Annotated in this window: 14 protein-coding genes; all 14 read right to left on the bottom strand. The window is 67.2% G+C overall.

Going from position 1 to position 18,821, the window contains the following annotated elements; all coding sequences use genetic code 11:
- Positions 1-1,819, bottom strand: a 1,819-nt coding sequence (locus tag ACPYOD_RS17490) for a glycoside hydrolase family 2 protein (RefSeq protein WP_481302986.1), incomplete at its 3' end; no start/stop codon positions are given.
- Positions 1,820-2,213: 394 nt separating this feature from the next.
- Complete coding sequence (gene tldD, locus ACPYOD_RS17485) at positions 2,214-3,653, bottom strand: metalloprotease TldD (RefSeq protein WP_481302985.1); 1,440 nt, start codon at positions 3,651-3,653, stop codon at positions 2,214-2,216.
- A gap of 109 nt (positions 3,654-3,762) precedes the next feature.
- Positions 3,763-7,629 (bottom strand): YhdP family protein, encoded by a 3,867-nt coding sequence (locus ACPYOD_RS17480; RefSeq protein ID WP_481302989.1) that lies wholly within the window; start codon positions 7,627-7,629, stop codon positions 3,763-3,765.
- Between the two features lie 42 nt (positions 7,630-7,671).
- A complete protein-coding gene (gene rng / locus ACPYOD_RS17475) occupies positions 7,672-9,159 on the bottom strand; it encodes a ribonuclease G (protein ID WP_481302988.1) in 1,488 nt (495 codons plus the stop codon).
- A 55-nt stretch (positions 9,160-9,214) separates the two neighbouring features.
- On the bottom strand, positions 9,215-9,772 hold the full coding sequence (locus tag ACPYOD_RS17470) for a Maf family protein (RefSeq protein WP_481302984.1): 558 nt from the start codon (positions 9,770-9,772) through the stop codon (positions 9,215-9,217).
- 10 nt (positions 9,773-9,782) lie between these two features.
- Positions 9,783-10,253: a 23S rRNA (pseudouridine(1915)-N(3))-methyltransferase RlmH gene (gene rlmH, locus ACPYOD_RS17465; RefSeq protein WP_481302983.1), complete on the bottom strand. Its 471-nt coding sequence runs from the start codon at positions 10,251-10,253 to the stop codon at positions 9,783-9,785.
- Positions 10,254-10,260: 7 nt separating this feature from the next.
- Positions 10,261-10,647 carry a ribosome silencing factor gene (gene rsfS, locus ACPYOD_RS17460; RefSeq protein WP_167125747.1) on the bottom strand — a complete coding sequence of 129 codons (387 nt, stop codon included), beginning with the start codon at positions 10,645-10,647 and terminating at the stop codon, positions 10,261-10,263.
- A 241-nt stretch (positions 10,648-10,888) separates the two neighbouring features.
- A complete protein-coding gene (gene nadD / locus ACPYOD_RS17455; RefSeq protein ID WP_481302982.1) occupies positions 10,889-11,536 on the bottom strand; it encodes a nicotinate-nucleotide adenylyltransferase in 648 nt (215 codons plus the stop codon).
- Complete coding sequence (gene holA, locus ACPYOD_RS17450; protein WP_481302987.1) at positions 11,533-12,495, bottom strand: DNA polymerase III subunit delta; 963 nt, start codon at positions 12,493-12,495, stop codon at positions 11,533-11,535. Before holA ends, nadD begins: the two co-directional genes overlap by 4 nt.
- Positions 12,496-12,556: 61 nt before the next feature.
- A complete protein-coding gene (locus ACPYOD_RS17445; RefSeq protein WP_481302981.1) occupies positions 12,557-13,108 on the bottom strand; it encodes an LPS-assembly lipoprotein LptE in 552 nt (183 codons plus the stop codon).
- Positions 13,109-13,110: 2 nt separating this feature from the next.
- A complete protein-coding gene (leuS, locus tag ACPYOD_RS17440; RefSeq protein WP_481302980.1) occupies positions 13,111-15,852 on the bottom strand; it encodes a leucine--tRNA ligase in 2,742 nt (913 codons plus the stop codon).
- Positions 15,853-16,062: 210 nt separating this feature from the next.
- Positions 16,063-16,662 (bottom strand): PqiC family protein, encoded by a 600-nt coding sequence (locus ACPYOD_RS17435; protein WP_481302979.1) that lies wholly within the window; start codon positions 16,660-16,662, stop codon positions 16,063-16,065.
- Complete coding sequence (locus ACPYOD_RS17430) at positions 16,659-18,335, bottom strand: PqiB family protein (RefSeq protein ID WP_481302978.1); 1,677 nt, start codon at positions 18,333-18,335, stop codon at positions 16,659-16,661. The genes ACPYOD_RS17435 and ACPYOD_RS17430 overlap by 4 nt, the downstream gene beginning before the upstream one ends.
- Positions 18,332-18,821: paraquat-inducible protein A (locus ACPYOD_RS17425; RefSeq protein ID WP_481302977.1), on the bottom strand; the 490-nt coding region annotated here is incomplete at its 5' end. The genes ACPYOD_RS17430 and ACPYOD_RS17425, both read right to left, overlap by 4 nt.

Here is an 18,821-nt window from a genome sequence, read left to right as displayed (position 1 = left end):
CCTCCAGGCCGTCCACCAGTTCGATGGTTTCACCCGGGGTGTCGGCAAAGTACCACTGTGCCATGCCGAAAGTGCCGACCTTGCGCGCCTGCGAGTACGGCACGAGGTAGTTCAGCGCGAAGGCAAGCTCGTAGTCGTACGCCTCGCGCGTGCCGCCCGGACCCCAGTATTCCGCACCCCACGCGGGCTTGCTCGGGTACTCGGTGGAGTGCAGGTAGGTTTCGCAACCCGCCTTCGAGCAGCTGAGGATGTCGCCGTTGGCGGCATTCGGCGTGCGATCGGCCGCGGCACGGGGAGCGATGCTGTCCCAACTGCGGGCCATGGCACGCAGTTCCTGCGCGAACGCGGTGTTCATCGCACCGTTGTCGTGCTCCCAGGCCAGGATGGACGGGTGGCTGCGGTCACGGATCACGATGTCGCGATGGACCTCGCGCTTGATCGTCCACATATCCGCACAGGCCTGGTCGCCCGCCGTACAGGCGTTCGCGAAGCCGTTCTCGCCGTCGCCGCTGGGCTGCACGATGAACACGCCGAGCGCGTCGGCTGCCTCCACGAATTCCGGGCTTGAGGGGGAGTGACCCGGGCGCCACAGGTTGCCGCCATAGGAGGCCATCTGCTTCAGGTCGCGCCACTGCTGTTCCTCGGGCACGGAAGAACCGAGACCGGGATAGTCGTAGCGGCCGGAACCACCCCACATGTACTGCTTCTTGCCGTTGACGTACGGGAAATCCTTGTCCCAGGTGATCGTGCGGATGCCCAGCGTGCTCTGCTTCGCATCCACCACGGTGCCGTCGATGTCGACGGTGTGGAACACCGTGTACAGGTACGGCTTGCCGTCCAGGCTGTTGTTCGGATACCAGAGCGTCGGGTTGTTCACCGTCAACGCCTCGTCGAACACCGGCGTCTGGTCGCCGGGAATCACGTGCGGCGCAAGCGTGGCCTGGCGCTGGTCGCTGGCGACGACGGTGCCGTCGGCGGCCACGATCTGCGTGGTCAGGCGCACGGTCTGAGGCGCGTCCGTCTCATTGACCACGTTGGTCTGCACGCGGACGGTGGCCTGCGTATGGTCGGCGCTGATCGCCTGGGTCCCCACATAGGTGCCCCAGGTATTCTGGCCGGCGTACACGTTCTCCGGGATGTGCACGAGGTTGGTCACGTGCAGCTTCACCGGACGGAAGATGCCCGACTCGGCCTGCCCGAAGCGGAAAGAGCCGGAGAAGCCCGGGTCTTCGAAAAACCCGCCGCCGCCGCGGCTCACCTTTACGGCCAGCACGTCGGTGCCGTCGAATTTCAGGTAAGGCGTGAGGTCCACGATATGCGGCAGGAAGCCGATGACGTGCGTCGCCTGCGCATCGGGCTGGCCCGGCTGGTTGAGCACGCCCGTGCCGGGAATGAACCGGCCGTTGACGTAGACGCGGTCACCCGTATGGGCGCCCTCGAACTCCACCATCACCTTCTTGCCGCGGTACGAGGCGGAATCGGCGAGCTTCGTGCGGTACCAGCTGGTCTCGCCGTCCAGGCTGCCCTGGCCACCGCCGGACTCCTGGTTGATGAAGGTGGTGAAGTCGTTGGCCGCATGCGGCAATCCGACCGTCAGCCATTTGCTGTCGTCGAAATTGACCGCGGCGCCATCGTCGCCGTTCGGCACGGGCGCATAGACCACGGGGTCGTTCGGATTGACGATGGCTTGCTTCGTGTACTTCCACGGCTGCGCACCAAGGTTGATGTCCTGGCGGTCCGACGGCGCGAGCGTGACGGCCTGGGCCGTCGCGGTCACGCCGAGGAACGCAAGGGCCAGCAGGCTGGATAGCCTGGCCAACCTCGGCGTGCTCCGCGCTGTTGCGGGATGTCGCTTCATAGAATTCGGTCCCCTGTTTGGGCCACGTTGGGAAACGACGATTTCGCAACGCGCACGAACGCACAGCCGGCGCACGTGGCGCCGGCTCTTCGACCGTTTCGCGATGAGTGGAGAGTTCGCCCTGGTGCCGGTCTATGCAAGCCCCTGCAGGCCTACCGGGTTCAGCCGTCCATACGCCGTCGCCGCGGATCATCCGCCTGCGGGATGACACTCACAATACTAAATAGAGGGAGCAACGCGAAAATAGTCGCCATACGCTCGCGTTCCGTGACCGGCTTCCGGTTTGGGGAGATCAGCGGTGCGAACGGATAGGTTTGAACAAGACGTTTCGGGGCAACCTGGGATCACTATGACGTCACGCGGCGGTGCCGCCTACCGTCATGCCGTCGACGCGGAGCGTCGGTTGGCCCACGCCCACGGGCACGCTTTGTCCGTCCTTGCCGCAGACGCCCACGCCTTCATCGAGGGCGAGGTCGTTGCCGATCATGGACACGCGGGTGAGCACGTCGGGGCCGGAACCCACCAGCGTGGCGCCCTTCACCGGACGGGTGATCTTGCCGTCCTCGATGAGGTACGCCTCGCTTGCCGAGAACACGAATTTGCCGTTCGTGATGTCGACCTGGCCGCCACCGAAGTTCACCGCGTAGAGACCGCGCTTCACCGAACGCACGATTTCTTCGGGATCGCGATCGCCCGCCAGCATGTAGGTGTTCGTCATGCGTGGCATCGGCAGCTGCGCGAACGATTCGCGGCGGCCGTTGCCTGTGGACTTCACGCCCATGAGGCGCGCATTGAGCTTGTCCTGCATGTAGCCCTTCAGGATGCCGTTCTCGATCAGCGTGGTGCACTCGGTCGGCGTGCCCTCGTCGTCGATGCTGAGCGAGCCGCGGCGTCCCGGCAGCGTGCCGTCGTCCACGACGGTGACACCCTCGGCGGCCACGCGCTGGCCGATGCGGCCCGCGAACGCCGAGCTGCCCTTGCGATTGAAATCGCCTTCGAGACCATGACCGATCGCCTCGTGCAGGAGGATGCCCGGCCAACCGGGGCCGAGCACGACGCTCATGCTGCCGGCGGGCGCATCCACCGCTTCGAGATTCACCAGCGCCTGACGCACGGCCTCTGCCGCGAATGCGTGCGCGCGACCATTCTCGACGAGTTCGCGGTAACCGTAGCGACCGCCACCGCCCGCGTGCCCCTGTTCACGCCGCCCGTTCTGCTCGACGATCACCTGCACGTTCAGGCGCACGAGCGGACGTACGTCGGCCGCCAGCGTGCCGTCGGAGCCGGCGACGAGGATCGTGTCCATGGTGGCGGCAAGGCTCACCACCACCTGCGTCACGCGTGGATCGCGCGAGCGGGCATAGGCGTCCACCTCGCGCAGCAGCGCGATCTTGTCTTCGTTCGGCAGGCTTTCCACCGGATCGATCGCCGGATACAGCCCGCGACCCGTCGCCAGCGACAGCGGCTTGCCGGCACCGGCTCCACCGTGCGCGATCGCACGCGCGGCGCGCGACGCCTCCAGCAGCTGCGGCAGCACGATTTCGTCGGAATAGGAGAAGCCGGTCTTCTCGCCGGAAATGGCGCGAACGCCGACACCCTGCTCGATCGAGTGGCTTCCGTCCTTCACGATGCCCTCCTCCAGCACCCAGGACTCGCTGCGCGAATGCTGGAAGTACAGGTCCGCCGCGTCGATCGAGGGCCCCATCAGCTGGGAGAACACACGATCAAGGTCGGACGCGCTGAGGCCGCCGGGCGTAAGCAGGCGACGTTCGGCAAGGGAAATCAGGGAATCCATCGAGTCGGCCGGTTGGAGTAGCGGAGGAGCCCCTGATCTGGGGCCGGAACGGCGTAGCTTAAACCCTGGTGGCGATCACGGCCCCCGGGGCCGAACATGCCCGGCCCCGTCACTGCGGACTGCCGCCCGCGGTCGACGGCTGCCCCTTGTCGATCGGGGTGAACACCGGTTTGTCCCATGAGCCTGTCACGTGATAGCGCTTGCGGGCGGCCTGGTTCAGGCCCCTGCCGAGAATGCCCTGGACGGCCAGCCCCGCCGCGGCGCCGACCGGACCACCGGCCAACGCGCCCACCACGGGAAGGCTGTTGCCCACGTGCGGCACGATCAGCACTTCCTGGTCGTAGTCGCGCGCCTTGAGGCCCGCGCGTCCCGTGATGGTGATCTCGGCGGCGGGCCCCCGGATCTTGAGGTTCTGCGTGGTGGCGTTGCCGTCGGCGAAACGGAAATCGCCCTTGATCGAATCGAACCCGAAGCCCTTGCCCAACACGTCGCCGAAATCGAGCGACAGGCGCCGGGGCAGTTCGGTCACCGACACCAGGCCGAACAGGCGGCCGACGCCCGGCTGCACTTCGAGGATGCGGCCATTGGCAAGGTCCACCGAGAGTGTGCCGTCCATGTTCGCGAGGGCCAGCGCCGAGGGACCGCCGGGCCACGTGGCGTCGAGCCGCGCCGACGTGCGGCCGCCCTGGAGGATGCCGGCAAAACCCAAGGCATCGAACATGCGGGCCACGTCTTCCGACGCGAAATCCATCGTCAGGTGCGTGCGGCTGCGCTTTTCGTCGCCGTTCCAGTCGCCCGACGCCGTGATCTGCACGTTCTTCGATTGCGCACGCAACTGGTCGATGTGCATGCCTTCGTCGGTGGGCCAGGTTTCCAGGCGGGCTTCACCCAGCCGCGCCTTGCCCAGGCGCATGTCGCTTACCTGCAGGTGCAGCGGCGGCAGGCTCGAGGGCGCCACGCCGGCTTCATTCGTATCCAGCGGCTTCTTCGCGGCTTCCTTGCCCCCCTCGGATTTCGCCACCGTGGCGGCCGTGGTCGCCGCGGCGCCGGCCGCGGCCTTGCCCTTCTTCGCCGCGTCGGCTGCATCGTCCGCCGCGGGCCACCAGAGGCGGTCCATGCGCGCGGTGATGCCGCGCCGGCGGAGTTCTTCATTCGGTACCGTCATCTGTCCGGCCATGGCCTCGCTGTCCATGTGCAGGGACAGTTCGCGTGGACCGGGCTTCGCGGCGATGTGCATGTTGGCGAAATGCTGTCCGAACACTTCGGTGTCGTCGGCGGTCACATCCAGCGCCGAAAGGCCCGGCCCGGCTTCCCCGGAGGAAAGACCGACGACGTATTGCACCCAGCCCGACGCATCCAGCTTCGCCGCGTGGCCGCCGATCAGGTAGCCCTGCGCCGGCATGGTCGTCGGCACGGTGTTGCCCAGGTTGAAGGCGGCCGCGAGGGGCGCCGTACTGGTCGGCAGGCGCAGCCTGCCCCGCACGACGTCGCCCAATGCGAGGTCGAGCCGCGCCCCGTCCACGGGGAGCCCGACACTTACCGAAAGAGGCGTCGCCACGGCCGGAGCCTTCTTCACCGGCACGGGCATGGCCAGCTCCACACCGGTCAGGTCCGAATCCACGCGCAGCGTCTGCGCCGTGGCGTCGCCTTCGCCTGTCTTGCGCAGGTCGAACCCGACGCGGAAATTGCCTCGTCCCTTCGCCACGTCGGACAACCATTTCAGGTTCTCGAAATCGCCCACCATCTCGCCCACGGTGAACGCGCCGCTGAGCGAAGCGTCGATCATCTTCGCCGGATCGCCGGTCGCCCCGGCAATGGCCACGTCGAGCCGTGCCGGTTGCCCGTGGAACATGGTTTCCAGGCCCTTGGCGCTGAATCCGGTGCCGTCGAAGTTCATCGGGCCGGTGATCTTGTCCAGGCGAAGCTTCCAGTCGTCCGCGACGAGATCGGCGTCCTTGATGGTCGCCTTGCCCTGCAGCGTGAAATCCTTCGCGCTCTTCAACGGCATGAGCAGGTTGAAGCCGAACTCACCGGTGCCGCCGAGTTTCATCTTGTCGAGAACGTCGCGGCTGCGGCTGGCCACGGGACTGTTCTTGATGAAGTCGAGATAGCTGCCGCCGCTGCCCGCGCCACTCACCTTCAGGTCGAGGATGTCGTCGGCAAAGTCCGGAATGGCGGCGGTGGCCGCGCTTACCGCATTGCCGAGGGAATGGCCGGCGGATGCTTCCACGTACATGCCGTTACCGATGAAGGTGGCGACCGCGGAAAGGCCTTCGGCGCGAGGCCAGCCCGTGCCGTAATCCAGCACGGTGTCTTCGATGACCGCGCGGCCTTCGAACCGCCCTTCCTGGTTCTTGAAGGGGAATTCGCGGAGGTTACCGCGCAGCACGGCCGCACCGCTCGCGATGCGACCGGCCACGAGGCCGCGATTGAGCCAGTTCTGCGCGCCTTCGGACATCGAATGGATCGGCCAGAACAGCTTCGCGGCGGGCACGTCGCCTTCGCCCAGTGCGACGTACATGTCCATGAAGGGCCCGGTGTCCGCACGCGGCAGCACCAGTTCCCCGCGTGCCTGGCCGCCATAGCCCTCGCCACGGAAGTCGAGCGGGTCGACGCCGACGTGCCATCCGTCGTCGTCGCGATAGGCGGCGATCTCGCCGCCAAGCGAGGACATGACGAACGGCTTGCGGAAGATGCCTGTCGCGTCGATCGTGGTCGCCTGCGCGGGAAGGCTGAGCGACAGCGCTTCGCCGTCGCCGAAGAATTCGCCTTGCAACGTGGTTATGCCCGGGAGGCTGCCACTGGCATCGATACCGAGGCCAGAGAACGACGCGTGCGCGAACGTCATGCCGGATTCCGAATTCCACTCCGCCCGCAGCTGGTCGAAGCGGCCCCGCGGATGCCCTTCGCCGAGCCAGCGTGCCAGCGCGGGCGACACCTGCGGAAGCACGCCTGCCCAGGGCAGCAGCGGCGCAAGCTCAAGCTTTCGCCCGACCAGCGTGCCGTCGGTGCGGCCGCCGTTTTGTCGGAGCACCAGGGCGAGGTCGCTGCCATCGCGTCCTGCCCAGTCGATCCGCTGGCCGCCTTCGGTGCGATGCAGATCCACAATGCCATGCAGGCCGGCGGTGCGCACGGTGCGCGCCGGACCCCGCACGGCAACATTGTCGAGGTCGACACGCCAGGTGGCGCGCACCACGCGAGCGTCGCGCCAGTCCAGCCAGTTTTCGAAACTGCCCTTGCCGCCGGCAAGGGCGTAACCGTTGACGGCGAAGTCGCCCGTCAATGCCGCGAAGTCGACGTCGGCACCTTTCACATAGATGCGACCGCTGGAACCGTCCTCGGCGAACTTGCCGGACGCGGTGAGCAAGCCCGCGGTGTTTTCGCGCCGCAGGGTGCCGCCGAAGCGGATGGCGTGGCCGCGCAGGTTGATCTGCAGATGGTCGGCAATGAGTCCGTAGTTGCGATGCGTGGTCTCGTCGGCGATGTCGAGGCGCAGGTTGCCGAGCCACAGGTCGGCCGAGAGATTGCCCAACGACACCTTCTGCGTGCCGCCGCCCGCGCCGAAGCCGTCGATGCTCCAGCGTCCATCGGCGGCACGGCGCAAGCCCAGGCGAAGGTCCTGGAGGCGCAGGTTGATCAGGTGGCGCGACGGCAGCACGAAGGCACCGAAGTCGAGCTTCACCGCGGCCTGCGGCAGGTGCAGTGGCTCGCCGCCGCCCTCGGGCGCGATGGCGACGTCGCGCATGACGAAAAGCGGACCGGACGGCCGCCAGAAACCTTCAAGCGATGCGAAACGCACGGGCCGGTGTAACTGCTCGCTGAGCATGGCCGCCACGCGTTCGGGATACCGCGCCGCGAGCGGAAGCAGGAGCTGGCCGAACGCCATCAGGATCGCAAGCGCGATCAACACGCTTCCGACCAGTCCCAGCAGCACGAACCTCAGGCGTCGTGCGCGATGGCGCCAGTCCGCACTCACCGCCACACGACCGCTACGACTGTGGGAATGGGGTTTGCGCCTTTAAAGCAGGACGACATCGAACTGTTCCTGCGAGTAATGCTCTTCCGCCTGGAAGCGGATGCTCTTGGCGATGAATTCCTCGAGCTCGGCTACCGCCGCCGATTCTTCCTCCAGGATGCGGCCGACCACCTTCGGGCTGGCCATCACCAGGAGCTTCTGCGCGTTGAACTGGCGCACCGCGCGGGTGATCTCGCGGAAGATTTCATAGATGACGGTTTCGGCCGTTTTCAGCGTGCCTCGCCCGCTGCACGCGGGGCACGGTTCGCACAGCTGGCGTTCCAGGCTTTCGGTGGTGCGCTTGCGCGTCATTTCCACGAGGCCAAGCGCCGACATGGGGTAGACGGTGGTTTTCGCATGGTCCTTCGCCAGGCCCTTCTCGAGCATGCGCAGCACCTGGCGCTTGTGCTCGTCGTCGGTCATGTCGATGAAGTCGATGATGACGATGCCGCCGAGGTTGCGCAGCCGCAACTGACGCGCCGCCGCCTGGGCGGCCTCCAGGTTGGTACGGTAGACCGTTTCTTCGAGGTTGCGGCTACCGAGGTAGCCGCCGGTGTTGACGTCGATGGTGGTCATCGCCTCGGTCTGGTCGACGATGAGGTAGCCACCGGACTTGAGCGGCACTTCCTTGCGCAGCGCGCGCTGGATTTCGTCTTCCACGCCGTAGAGGTCGAAGATGGGACGTTCGCCGGCGTAATGCTCGATGCGGTCCGAGAGCACCGGCATGAACTTGTGCACGAACTTCACGGTTTTCTCGTAGGTCTCGCGAGAATCGACGCGCACCTTCTCGATGCCGTCGTTGAGCGAATCGCGCAGGGAACGCAGTGGCAGCGAAAGTTCTTCGTAGACACGTTCGCCTACCTTCGCTTTCTGGATGTTCTCCTGCACCACGCGCCAGACCTTTCCGAGGTAGGTCACGTCGAAGGCCAGGGATTCTTCCGACTGGCCTTCCGCGTTGGTGCGCACGATGTAGCCGAGGTGGTTCTCGCCGATCAGCGGAAGGATGATGTCCTTCAGGCGCTGACGCTCGGCTTCGTCCTCGATGCGCACCGACACGCCCAGCGTGCGCGAGTGCGGCAGGAGCACCAGGTAACGCGACGGGATCGACAGGTGGGTGGACAGGCGGGCGCCCTTGCTGCCGATGGGATCCTTCACTACCTGGACCACGATCTCCTGGCCTTCGTGCACCAGTTCGGAGATCGGCGGCACCGGGCCATGCCCGTTGCCCTTCCCCTCGACCGGAACGTCGGTGGGCGGCAGCGGTGGACGCACGATGTCGGACGCATGCAGGAACGCCGCCCGCTCCAGGCCGATCTCGACGAAAACGGCCTGCATGCCGGGCATCACGCGCTGCACGCGACCCTTGTAGACATTGCCCACATAGCCGCGCTTCTGGGCGCGCTCTACGTGCACCTCCTGGAGCATGCCGTTCTCGACGATGGCCACGCGCGTCTCACGCGGCGTGACATTGATCAGGATTTCCTCACTCACCGCGCTGCCTTTTCCTTCGGTCGTCATGCTTTATAGCCCGCGCCGCGACGACCTGTCACTGACCGCGCAGGAGGCGGGAGGTTTCGAAGAGCGGCAGGCCCATGACACCTGAATAACTGCCGGAAAGGTGTTCCACGAAAGCGGCCGCGCGGCCCTGGATGGCATAGGCGCCCGCCTTCCCCATGCATTCGCCCGTGGCGACGTAGGCTGCGATGTCGGTATCGGGCAGCGAAGCGAAACGCACCGTGGACACAGACACCGCGCAGCGCTCTTCGCCGGCCTGTACCAGCCAGACCGCCGAAACGACGCGGTGCTCGCGGTCCGCAAGGCGGCGCAGCATCGCGGTGGCATCGGCAGCGTCGCGCGGCTTGCCGAAGACCTCGTCGCCCAGCACCACTTCGGTATCGGCACCAAGCACCCGTGCGTCCGCTTCCCGCGCCACCAGCGAGAAGCCCGCCCGCGCCTTGTCCAGCGCCACGCGCGCCACGTAATCGTCGGGCGATTCACCGGCGCCGCGCACTTCCACAACGTCTACATCCAGCGTGCGGTGCGCTTCGCCAAGCTGGTCGAGCAGTTCGCGGCGGCGCGGGGATTGCGAGGCCAGGTACAGCACGGCGGTTCCTTCAGGCGCGATGGTAGGGATGGCCGGCCACGAGGGTGGTGGCACGGTAGAGCTGCTCTGCCAGCACGAGACGGACCAGCATGTGCGGCAAGGTCAGCGGCCCCAGCGACCAGCGCTGGTCGGCGCGTGCCAGGACCTCGGGCGCGTGCCCGTCCGGGCCGCCGATCAGGAACGCGAGGTCGCGGCCGCCCATGCGCCATTGCTCAAGCTGCTGGCCCAGTTCCTCGCTGGACCACGGCTTGCCGCGTCCGTCGAGCGCCACGACGTGGATGTCGCGCGGCAGCGCGGCCAGGATCGCGGCACCTTCGTCCAGGATCGCCCTGGCGTCGTCGCGGCCCTTGCCGCGCGCGCCGGGTTTGATCTCGATCAGTTCGAGGGGAAGTTCGTGCGACAGCCGCTTGCGGTATTCGGCGAAGCCTTCGGCCACCCAGGCCGGCATGCGTTCGCCGACGGCGATGAGGCGGGCCCGCACGGCGGGCTCAGTCGTTCGCGGCTTCGGCGCCGTCGTCGCCCACGGTCCACAGGCGCTCGAGGCCGTAGAACTCGCGGATACGCGGCATCATCACGTGCACGATGATGTCGCCCAGGTCGACCAGCACCCATTCGGCCTCGGTCTGGCCTTCGACGCCGAGCGGCATCACACCCGCCTCCTTGGCGAACTTGATGACTTCGTCGGCGATCGATTTGACGTGGCGGGCGGAGGTGCCCGACGCGATGAAGAGGATGTCTGCGATGGAGGTCTTGCCGCGGACGTCGATTTCCCGGACGTCTTTTGCCTTGAGGTCTTCGAGTGCGGCGACCACGCGCTGGCGGAGGTGCTCGTTGCTGGCGGCGGACTTGGCCTTGCGGGATGCGGTCGAACTCAAGATGCGGAAACCTCGTGCGGCGGGATGCCGGGGTTGGCGGCAGTATAACGCCCGAGCGTTCCAGGCGCGTCAAATGCCCTGGCAGGTAATACGCGCGGCCCCGTGCGGGCCACGACCTGGTGTGGAAGCTTATGGGCAGGCTTTTGTGGGAGCCGCTTCAGCGGCGATGGGTGCTTGGGGCGAGTTGGCCCGCTGCCGCGGGATCGCCGGCAAAGCCGGCTCCCACAACTCCTGCCGGTTGCTACGACGGCTGTCCGAGGGCGCGGTACGGCGCCAGCAGAGCCTCGTCCTCGAAACAGGCCGACGGCAGCAGGAAGCGCGGCTCGTTGCCCGCCGCGAAGGATTCACGGATGGCCGTGGCGGCGATGTCCAGCGGGGTGATGGCGATGTCCACGACGCTGCCGGCGGCTCCCGACACCCGCGGCGCACGGCGGCCGGCGATGAACGCGGCTAGCGGGCCGGTCGGCTCGTGCGCGCCACCCGGCCGGGTCAGCACGCCGATGTGGGCGAAGGTGAAGAGGTCCTGCCAAAGGTGCCACGACGCCAGCCCGGCGAAGGCGTCGGCCCCCACCAGGAGCACCAGCGGCCGGTCGGCGCCGATATCGGCACGCAGGGAAGCCAGCGTGTCCACGGTATAGGACGGCCCGTCGCGGTCCAGTTCACGGGTATCGAGGGTCAGCCGGTCCTGGCCGGCGAGCGCGGCGCGCAGCAGGGCCACGCGGCCGGCGGCGTCGGCCACGGGCGGGGGGCGGTGCGGCGGCGTCCGGGCCGGCACGAGGCGTACCTCGGCGTCGAGCGCCTCGGCGGCCTCCCAGGCGGCGCGCAGGTGCCCGTGGTGAACGGGATCGAACGTGCCGCCAAGGATCGCGAGCGGTCGCGTGCCGGTCATGCGAAAGCCGCCGCGGCACGGGGTTCGGCGATAGCGGCCACGAGACGCTCCGCCTCGAGCCAAGGATCGCCCTGCTCGCGCCCCTTCGCCATGCGATCGATGCGCGCCGCGCGCGCCAGGCAGGCCATCCAGTGCTCACGCGGAGCCCGCCGCAGTGCCTTGCGGAAAAGCTGCTCCCGCGCCGGCCACAACCGCTCCGCTTTCGCCTGCGCGCTGAAATCCCGCGCGTTCGCCAGGCGCATGGCGAGCTGCAACTGGTTCACCAGCCAGCCCATGAGGGCGATGAGTTCGTCGCCCTCGGCGCGAAGGCCCGCCAGAATGCGCAACGCACGGCCGCCCTCACCCGCGAACGCGGCGTCGGTGAGCTTGAAGGCATCGAAACGCGCGCTGTCGGCGACCAGACCCTCCAGCGTGGCCGCGTCGAGCGGGCGGTCGCCGGCGAGGACGACGAGCTTGTCGACTTCCTGGGCCGCAGCAAGGAGATTGCCTTCCACGCGCTCGGCAAGCATGGCCACGGCATCCGGCGTGGCCTTCAGGCCGCGCGAAGCAAGGCGCGCACCCACCCATTGCGTCCACTCGTGCGGCCGCGGTGCATTGAACACCACCTGCACGCCGGCCTGGTCGACAGCCTTCGTCCAGGCCGCTTCATGTTTGCTGCTCCACTCCGTCGCGGTAATGAGCAGCGTGGTGTCCGGCGGAGGATTGACAGCGAAGGCGGTGATGGCCGCGCCGCCGTCCTTGCCCGCGCGGCCTCCGGCCAGCCTCAGGTCGAGCAGGCGCTGGGTGGCGAACAGGGAAAGACCCGCCGACGCACGCGCCAGGTCGTCCCAGTCGAAGCGGCTGTCCGCCTCCAGCACGTCGCGCTCGCCATAGCCCAGGCGCCGCGCCATGGCGCGGACGGCATCCGCGGCCTCGAGCACCAGCAGTTCCTCGCCCACCAGCAGGTAGACGGGCGCCATGCGGTCGCCCGCGAGGTGCTTCTGCCACTGCACGGCATTCAGGGGCACGACGCTTGCCTTCTCAGTTCGACGAAGCCGGCACCTGCGCGGGCGCGGCCACGGCGGGATGGACCGCGGCGGCTTCCAGGCGGAACAGGATCGCCTGGACCATGTCGCCGATGAGGCTGCGCTGCAATTCCTCGGTCTGGCTGGCGGTGCCGATCGTATTGGTCGCGTCGTAGCTGAACTCACGCGACATGTCGACGCCCTGGGAGGGAACGATGACCGTGCCATCGGCCGCCTTGGCGTTGAAGTCGACGTGGTAGCGCACCGCATATTCGGTGACGCGTGCCGTGCCGCTGACGGTAAGCGAATCGGTACGGAAGTTGTTCGAGGTGATGGCCAGTTCCGCCGCGTCGGGCGCCGGTGCGTCGACCACGATCGCGTCCGAGTTCTCCAGCGCGCGCCGGAGGTCGCGGTCGAGCTTGCCGCCGCCCGAGACCGTGAGGTGGATCTTCTTCATACCCGGCGGCAGCGAGGCCGTTTGCCGGAGATGGAAGCCGCAGCCGGCGAGCAGGACCACGGCCGACAGCACTGCGACGACGCGGAATGAACGGAAGAGGTTCGGGCTCATGGTTATCCTGCGACGATGTTGACGATCTTGCCGGGCACGACGATCACTTTGCGCACGGTCTGGCCTTCGAGCAGCCGGGCCACGTTCGGCTCGGCCCGCGCCATGGCTTCCGCCTCGTCCTTCGAGGCCGACGCCGGCACCTCGATGGTAGCGCGAAGCTTGCCGTTCACCTGCACCGCGTAGGTCAGGGAGTCCCGGACCAGCGCCGCCGGGTCCACCTGGGGCCAGCCAGCGTCCTCGACCAGGGTTTCGCCATGCCCCAGCACCTGCCACAGCGCATGCGCCACGTGCGGGGTGAAGGGATTGATCAGTTGCACCATCGCCGTGAAGGCTTCCTGGCGCAAGGCGGCACCCTCGGCGCTGGCGTCGTCGAACTTGCCCAGTGCGTTCAGCAGCTCCATGAGCGCCGCGATGGCGGTGTTGAAGGACTGCCGGCGCCCGATGTCGTCGCCCACCTTCTGGATCGTCTCGTGCAGCTGGCGGCGCAGCGCCTTGCGGGTGCGCTCGTCCCCCGCAGCACCGCCCGCGGGAACGGCTTCGGCATGCGCGGATACATCGCGCCACAACCGGCGCAGGAAGCGGGCCATGCCTTCCACGCCCGCCTCGTTCCATTCGAGCGACTGGTCCGGCGGGGCGGCGAACATGGAGAACAGGCGAACGGTGTCGGCGCCGTACTTCTCGACCATCGACTGCGGGTCCACGCCGTTGTTCTTCGACTTGGACATCTTTTCCACGCCACCGATTTCCACCGGCTTGCCGTCCGCGCGCAGCACGGCGCCGACGATGCGTGCGCGTTCGTCACGCTGCACGTCCACATCGGCGGGATTGAACCAGGTGGTCGAACCGTCGTCTTCCTTGCGGAAGTAGGTTTCGGCGATGACCATGCCCTGGCACAGCAGGTTGGTGGCCGGCTCGTCGCCATGCACCATGCCTTCGTCGCGCATGAGCTTGTGGTAGAAGCGGAAGTACAGCAGGTGCAGGATCGCGTGTTCGATGCCGCCGATGTACTGGTCGACCGGCGTCCAGTAGTTCGCGCGTTCGTCCACCATCGCGTTCGCGCCGGGGCTGGTGTAGCGCGCGTAGTACCAGCTCGACTCCATGAAGGTGTCGAAGGTGTCGGTTTCGCGCTCCGCCGGGCCGCCGCAGTTCGGGCAGGTGGTCTTGCGCCACTCCGGGTCGGCCTTGATCGGCGACTGCACACCGGAAAATTCGACGTCTTCCGGCAACACCACGGGCAACTGGTCTTCGGGCACGGGCACGACATCGCAGGCCGGGCAATAAATTGCCGGGATCGGGCAGCCCCAATAGCGCTGGCGGCTCACCCCCCAGTCGCGAATGCGCCAGTTCACCCGGCGCTCGCCACGGCCCACGGCGGCGAGCTTCGCGGCGATGGCCTCGAACGCTTCCTTGAATTGCAGGCCGTCGAACTCGCCCGAGTTGATGAGGGTGCCGTACTCCGTATAGGCCTCGACCGCCTGGATGCGGTTTTCGAACGCCTTGATGGTCTCCACCGCGGCGGACGACTGGTAGGCATCGGACGCCCCGCCCTCGAGCGCGTTCTGTACGGTATCGGTACCCTGGACGGCCAGGTCGCGCTTCAGTTCGGCCACGGCGTCCACGACGCCGCGGTCCACCACCACCATCTTGATCGGCAGCGAATACTTCTGGGCGAATTCCCAATCGCGCTGGTCGTGCGCCGGTACGGCCATGACCGCGCCGGTGCCGTAGCCCATGAGTACGAAGTTCGCGACCCAGATCGGCAGCTTCTCGCCGGTGATCGGGTGGGTAGCGTCGACGCCCGTGTAATAGCCGCGTTTTTCCTGCGTTTCCAGCTCGGCCTCGGACACGCCGCCGGCCTTGCATCCCTCGATGAAGGCGGCAAGGTCGGGATTGGCCTCGGCGGCGCGCGTGGCGATCGGATGCTCCGCGGCCACGGCGAGGTAAGAGGCGCCCAGCAAAGTGTCGGGACGCGTCGTGAACACGGTGAGCGGTTCGCTCCAGCCGTCCACGTCGAAGGAAATCTCCAGGCCTTCGGACCGGCCCAGCCAGTTGCGCTGCATGGTCTTCACCGCATCCGGCCAGCCGGACAACGTGTCGAGACCGTCGAGCAGCTCCTGGGCGTAGGCGGTGATCTTCAGGAACCACTGCGGGATTTCACGCTTCTCCACCAGCGCGCCCGAGCGCCAGCCGCGCCCGTCGATGACCTGCTCGTTCGCCAGGACGGTCTGGTCGACCGGATCCCAGTTCACGACGCTGTTCTTGCGGTACACCAGACCCTTCTTCATCAGCCGCGTGAACATCAGCTGTTCCCAGCGGTAGTACTCGGGCTTGCAGGTGGTGACCTCGCGCGTCCAGTCGTACGCGAAGCCCATGCGCTTCAGCTGCTCGCGCATGTGCTCGATATTCTTGTACGTCCACTTGGCGGGCGCCGTGCGGTTCTTGATCGCGGCGTTTTCCGCGGGAAGGCCGAAGGCGTCCCAGCCCATGGGCTGCAACACGTTCCGGCCCTGCTGGCGCTGGAAACGGCTGATTACGTCGCCGATGGTGTAATTGCGCACGTGGCCCATGTGCAGGGCACCCGAGGGATACGGGAGCATCGAGAGGCAGTAGTACTTCGGCTTGGCCGTGTCTTCGCTCACTTCGAAGGCGCGCGTTTCGTTCCAGAAACGCTGGGCGGCGGCCTCGACGGCGTCCGGGGCGTAACCGCCCTGCTCGCGCGTGCCCTGATCGTGGGTGTCCTGCATGATGTTCGGTACCGGTGGGGATGCTCGGGTGGCCGCGCGGAAAACGCGGCGCTCAGTCGCGGGAGACTATCCCACGGGGGCGGTAAGGCCAAGCCTTGCGGGCTGCCTCGGGCCCATACAGGCTGTGTGTGGGAGCCGCTTCAGCGGCGATGGGTGCTCGCGACAAACGTGCCCGCTGCCGCGGGATCGCCGGCATAGCAGGCTCCCACACTAGAGCGCGGCGCAGGTCGCCGACTGGCCGGCAGCCACCGGCCGCACTACCGCCGCTACCTGGTCGGCTACCTTGCCCAGCGCGCGCTGGTGGGCCTCCACGAGGCTGTCGTAGCTCGATCCCGCCGGTTCCGTGACGCGCGAGGCGCAGTTCGCCCACACGTTGTCCGCGCCACGCACGGACCAGGAGGCCCCTAGCGTGGCGTTCCCACCCACCTCCGAATCGAAGCGGCGCACGTCGAGCTGCACGCGCACGACCTTTGCCTCCTTGGCGCGCGGGAGACCGTGCACGTCGTGCGTGCCGAGGCGGGCGGCGAGGTCGGCCGAGAGGGCACCGCGGATTTCGTCGCCCAGCGGGGAGGCCCAGCGCTCGCCGTCGAGCACCGCGATACCGGTAGCACCCTGGCGCAGCACCAGGGCAGGCTGGTCCACCTGCGGCGGCACGCCTACCGGCAGCACGTCGATGGCGAAGGGTGCCGTGGCCGGCGGCAACGGCGCCGACGGCGGCACCAGCGTGTGGAAATGCGTGGGCGCCGAGGCACAGGCGCCGAGACCGGCCACGAGGAGTGCGACACCGGCGATGCGGAGGGAATGGATCATGGCTGTTCTTCCTTGCCCTGCTTCGTGGACGGAGTGGCGATCTTCGGCGGCACGTCCGCCCCGCGGCCGCGCAGCAGCGCTTCCGGGTGCCGGCCGAGGTAGTCGGTAAAGGCGCGCACCGAACGGACCGTGCGTTGCAGTTCCTCGAGCGTGTTGGCGATGTTCTGCTGCAACGGCGAGTTCTCGGAAAGCGCGTCGTTCGCCGTGCCCACCGTCTGGTTCACGCCCTGCAAGGTTTTCTTCGCCTCGGGCAGGAGCTCGCCGTTCACCTGCTTCAGGGTGCCGTGCAGTTCCTTCAGGCTGCCGTCGAGATTGCGTCCGATCGAGTCGAAGGGAATCTTCTCCACCTTGTCCACGATGCTGGAAATCTGTTCCTGCAGGTGATCGAAGTCGCCCGGCGTGGTGGGTATCTCCACCGGCTTCGCGTGCACGTCGAAGGCCACCTTCTTCGCCTTCGGGTCGAAGTCGAGCGCTATATAGAGCTGTCCGGTGAGGAGGTTGCCGGTACGCGCCTGCGCACGCAGGCCGTGCGCGACCAGCCCGGACATGATGCGCGGGAACAACGTGTCGTCGTCGCCGCCGACCGCCTTGGCGAGTTTCTCGTGCGCCTGGCCGAGGCGCTGCGGATACACCAGCGCGCCGACCACCACGGGGAACGTCTGCGTGGCGGGATCGTAGTCGAGGTTGACCGACACGACACGGCCCACCTTCACGCCCAGGAATTCCACCGGCGCATCGACCGCCAGCCCGCGCAGCGAATGCCCGAAGCGCATGCGGATGTAGCGTGGCTTGCCGTCCGGTGGAGCGAGTGCCGTCGTCTGGTCGTTGAACAAGGTGTACTCGGACATCTCCGGCGCCGGCTCCGCTTCGTGCGGCCCCGGTGGGTCCTGGAACGCGACACCGCCCGCGATGACCGTGGCGAGCGACTGGGTATTCATCTTGAGGCCGTCCGCGCCGAGGGACACGTCGACACCGCTGGCGTTCCAGAAGCGCGAGTCCTTCGACACGAAGCGGTCGTTCGGGCCGTCGATGAAGAGCTGCAGCGAAACGCCCTTCCCGTCCTTGTCCAGTTCATACGACACGATGCGGCCGACCTGGATCCGGCGGTAGTACACCGGCGAACCGATATCCAGCGAACCGAGGTCGCTGGAGTGGAGCACGAAGCGCCTGCCGGGGGCGCCGTGCGTGACGGCAGGCGGCGTTTCCAGGCCCGTGAAATCGTTCTGCTCCTCGTCGGAGTTGCCCGCATCGGCACCTATGAAGGCGCCGGACAGCAGGGTGTCGATGCCGGATACGCCGCTGGCGCCGATGCGCGGCCGCACTACCCAGTAGCGCGTACCCTTGGTGGCGAACGCGCGGGCCTGCTTGTCCAGGTCGATCATCACCGAGATGTGGGTACGGTCTTTCGACAGCCGCATCGTGGTGACCTTGCCGATCACCACGTTCTTGTACTTCACCTGGGTCTTGCCCGCCTCGATGCCCTCGGCGGTAAGGAACGACACGGTGATCTGCGGGCCAGCCGAGATGACGTGGTTGACCAGCAGCGAGATGCCCACCAGGGCGGCCACGATCGGCACCAGCCAGATCAGCGAGAACCCCAGCTTCGACTTACGCACGACGGGCTGCGGCAGGTCGTCGTCGGGTGGGGTGCGTCCTACGTTGGTGTCGCTCATTGCGATTTCCTGTTATCCCAGATCAGCCGGGGATCGAAACTCATGGCCGACAGCATCGTGAGCACCACGACGATGCCGAAATAGACCACGCCGGGCAGCGGCTCGACACGGCTCAATATCTTGAAATGGACCAGCGCGGAGAGGATGGCCACGACGAATACGTCGAGCATCGACCAGTACCCCACCAGTTCCACGAAGCGGTAGAGCCGGGCCCGCTGCCGCGCCACCATCCCACTGGACCGCTGAACCGTGACCAGCAGGAAGCCCATGATGATGAACTTCAGCATGGGCACGATGATGCTGGCCGTGAAGACGATGGCGGCCAGCCCCGGCGAACCCGCCCGCCAGAGCTCCATGATGCCGCTGAGGATCGTGTTGTCGTCCCTCGACGAGATACTCTGCGTGCGCATGATCGGGAACACATTGGCCGGGATGTAGAACATCGCCGCGGCGATCAGCAGCGCCCAGGCCCGCGCGATGCTGGCG

Source organism: Luteibacter sp. HAY1-4A, from assembly GCF_056755355.1.
The sequence above is the reverse complement of the archived record's forward strand: the minus strand, read 5'-3'. Positions and strand labels throughout refer to the sequence as shown.

Bases quoted from the DNA above. Each gene is read 5' to 3' on its own strand.
- ACPYOD_RS17445 (WP_481302981.1), bottom strand. From the start codon at position 13,108: ATGAGCCCGAACCTCTTCCGTTCATTCCGCGTCGTCGCAGTGCTGTCG.
- leuS (WP_481302980.1), bottom strand. From the start codon at position 15,852: ATGCAGGACACCCACGATCAGGGCACGCGCGAGCAGGGCGGTTACGCC.
- ACPYOD_RS17430 (WP_481302978.1), bottom strand. From the start codon at position 18,335: ATGAGCGACACCAACGTAGGACGCACCCCACCCGACGACGACCTGCCG.
- holA (WP_481302987.1), bottom strand. From the start codon at position 12,495: ATGGCGCCCGTCTACCTGCTGGTGGGCGAGGAACTGCTGGTGCTCGAG.
- ACPYOD_RS17435 (WP_481302979.1), bottom strand. From the start codon at position 16,662: ATGATCCATTCCCTCCGCATCGCCGGTGTCGCACTCCTCGTGGCCGGT.
- tldD (WP_481302985.1), bottom strand. From the start codon at position 3,653: ATGGATTCCCTGATTTCCCTTGCCGAACGTCGCCTGCTTACGCCCGGC.
- nadD (WP_481302982.1), bottom strand. From the start codon at position 11,536: ATGACCGGCACGCGACCGCTCGCGATCCTTGGCGGCACGTTCGATCCC.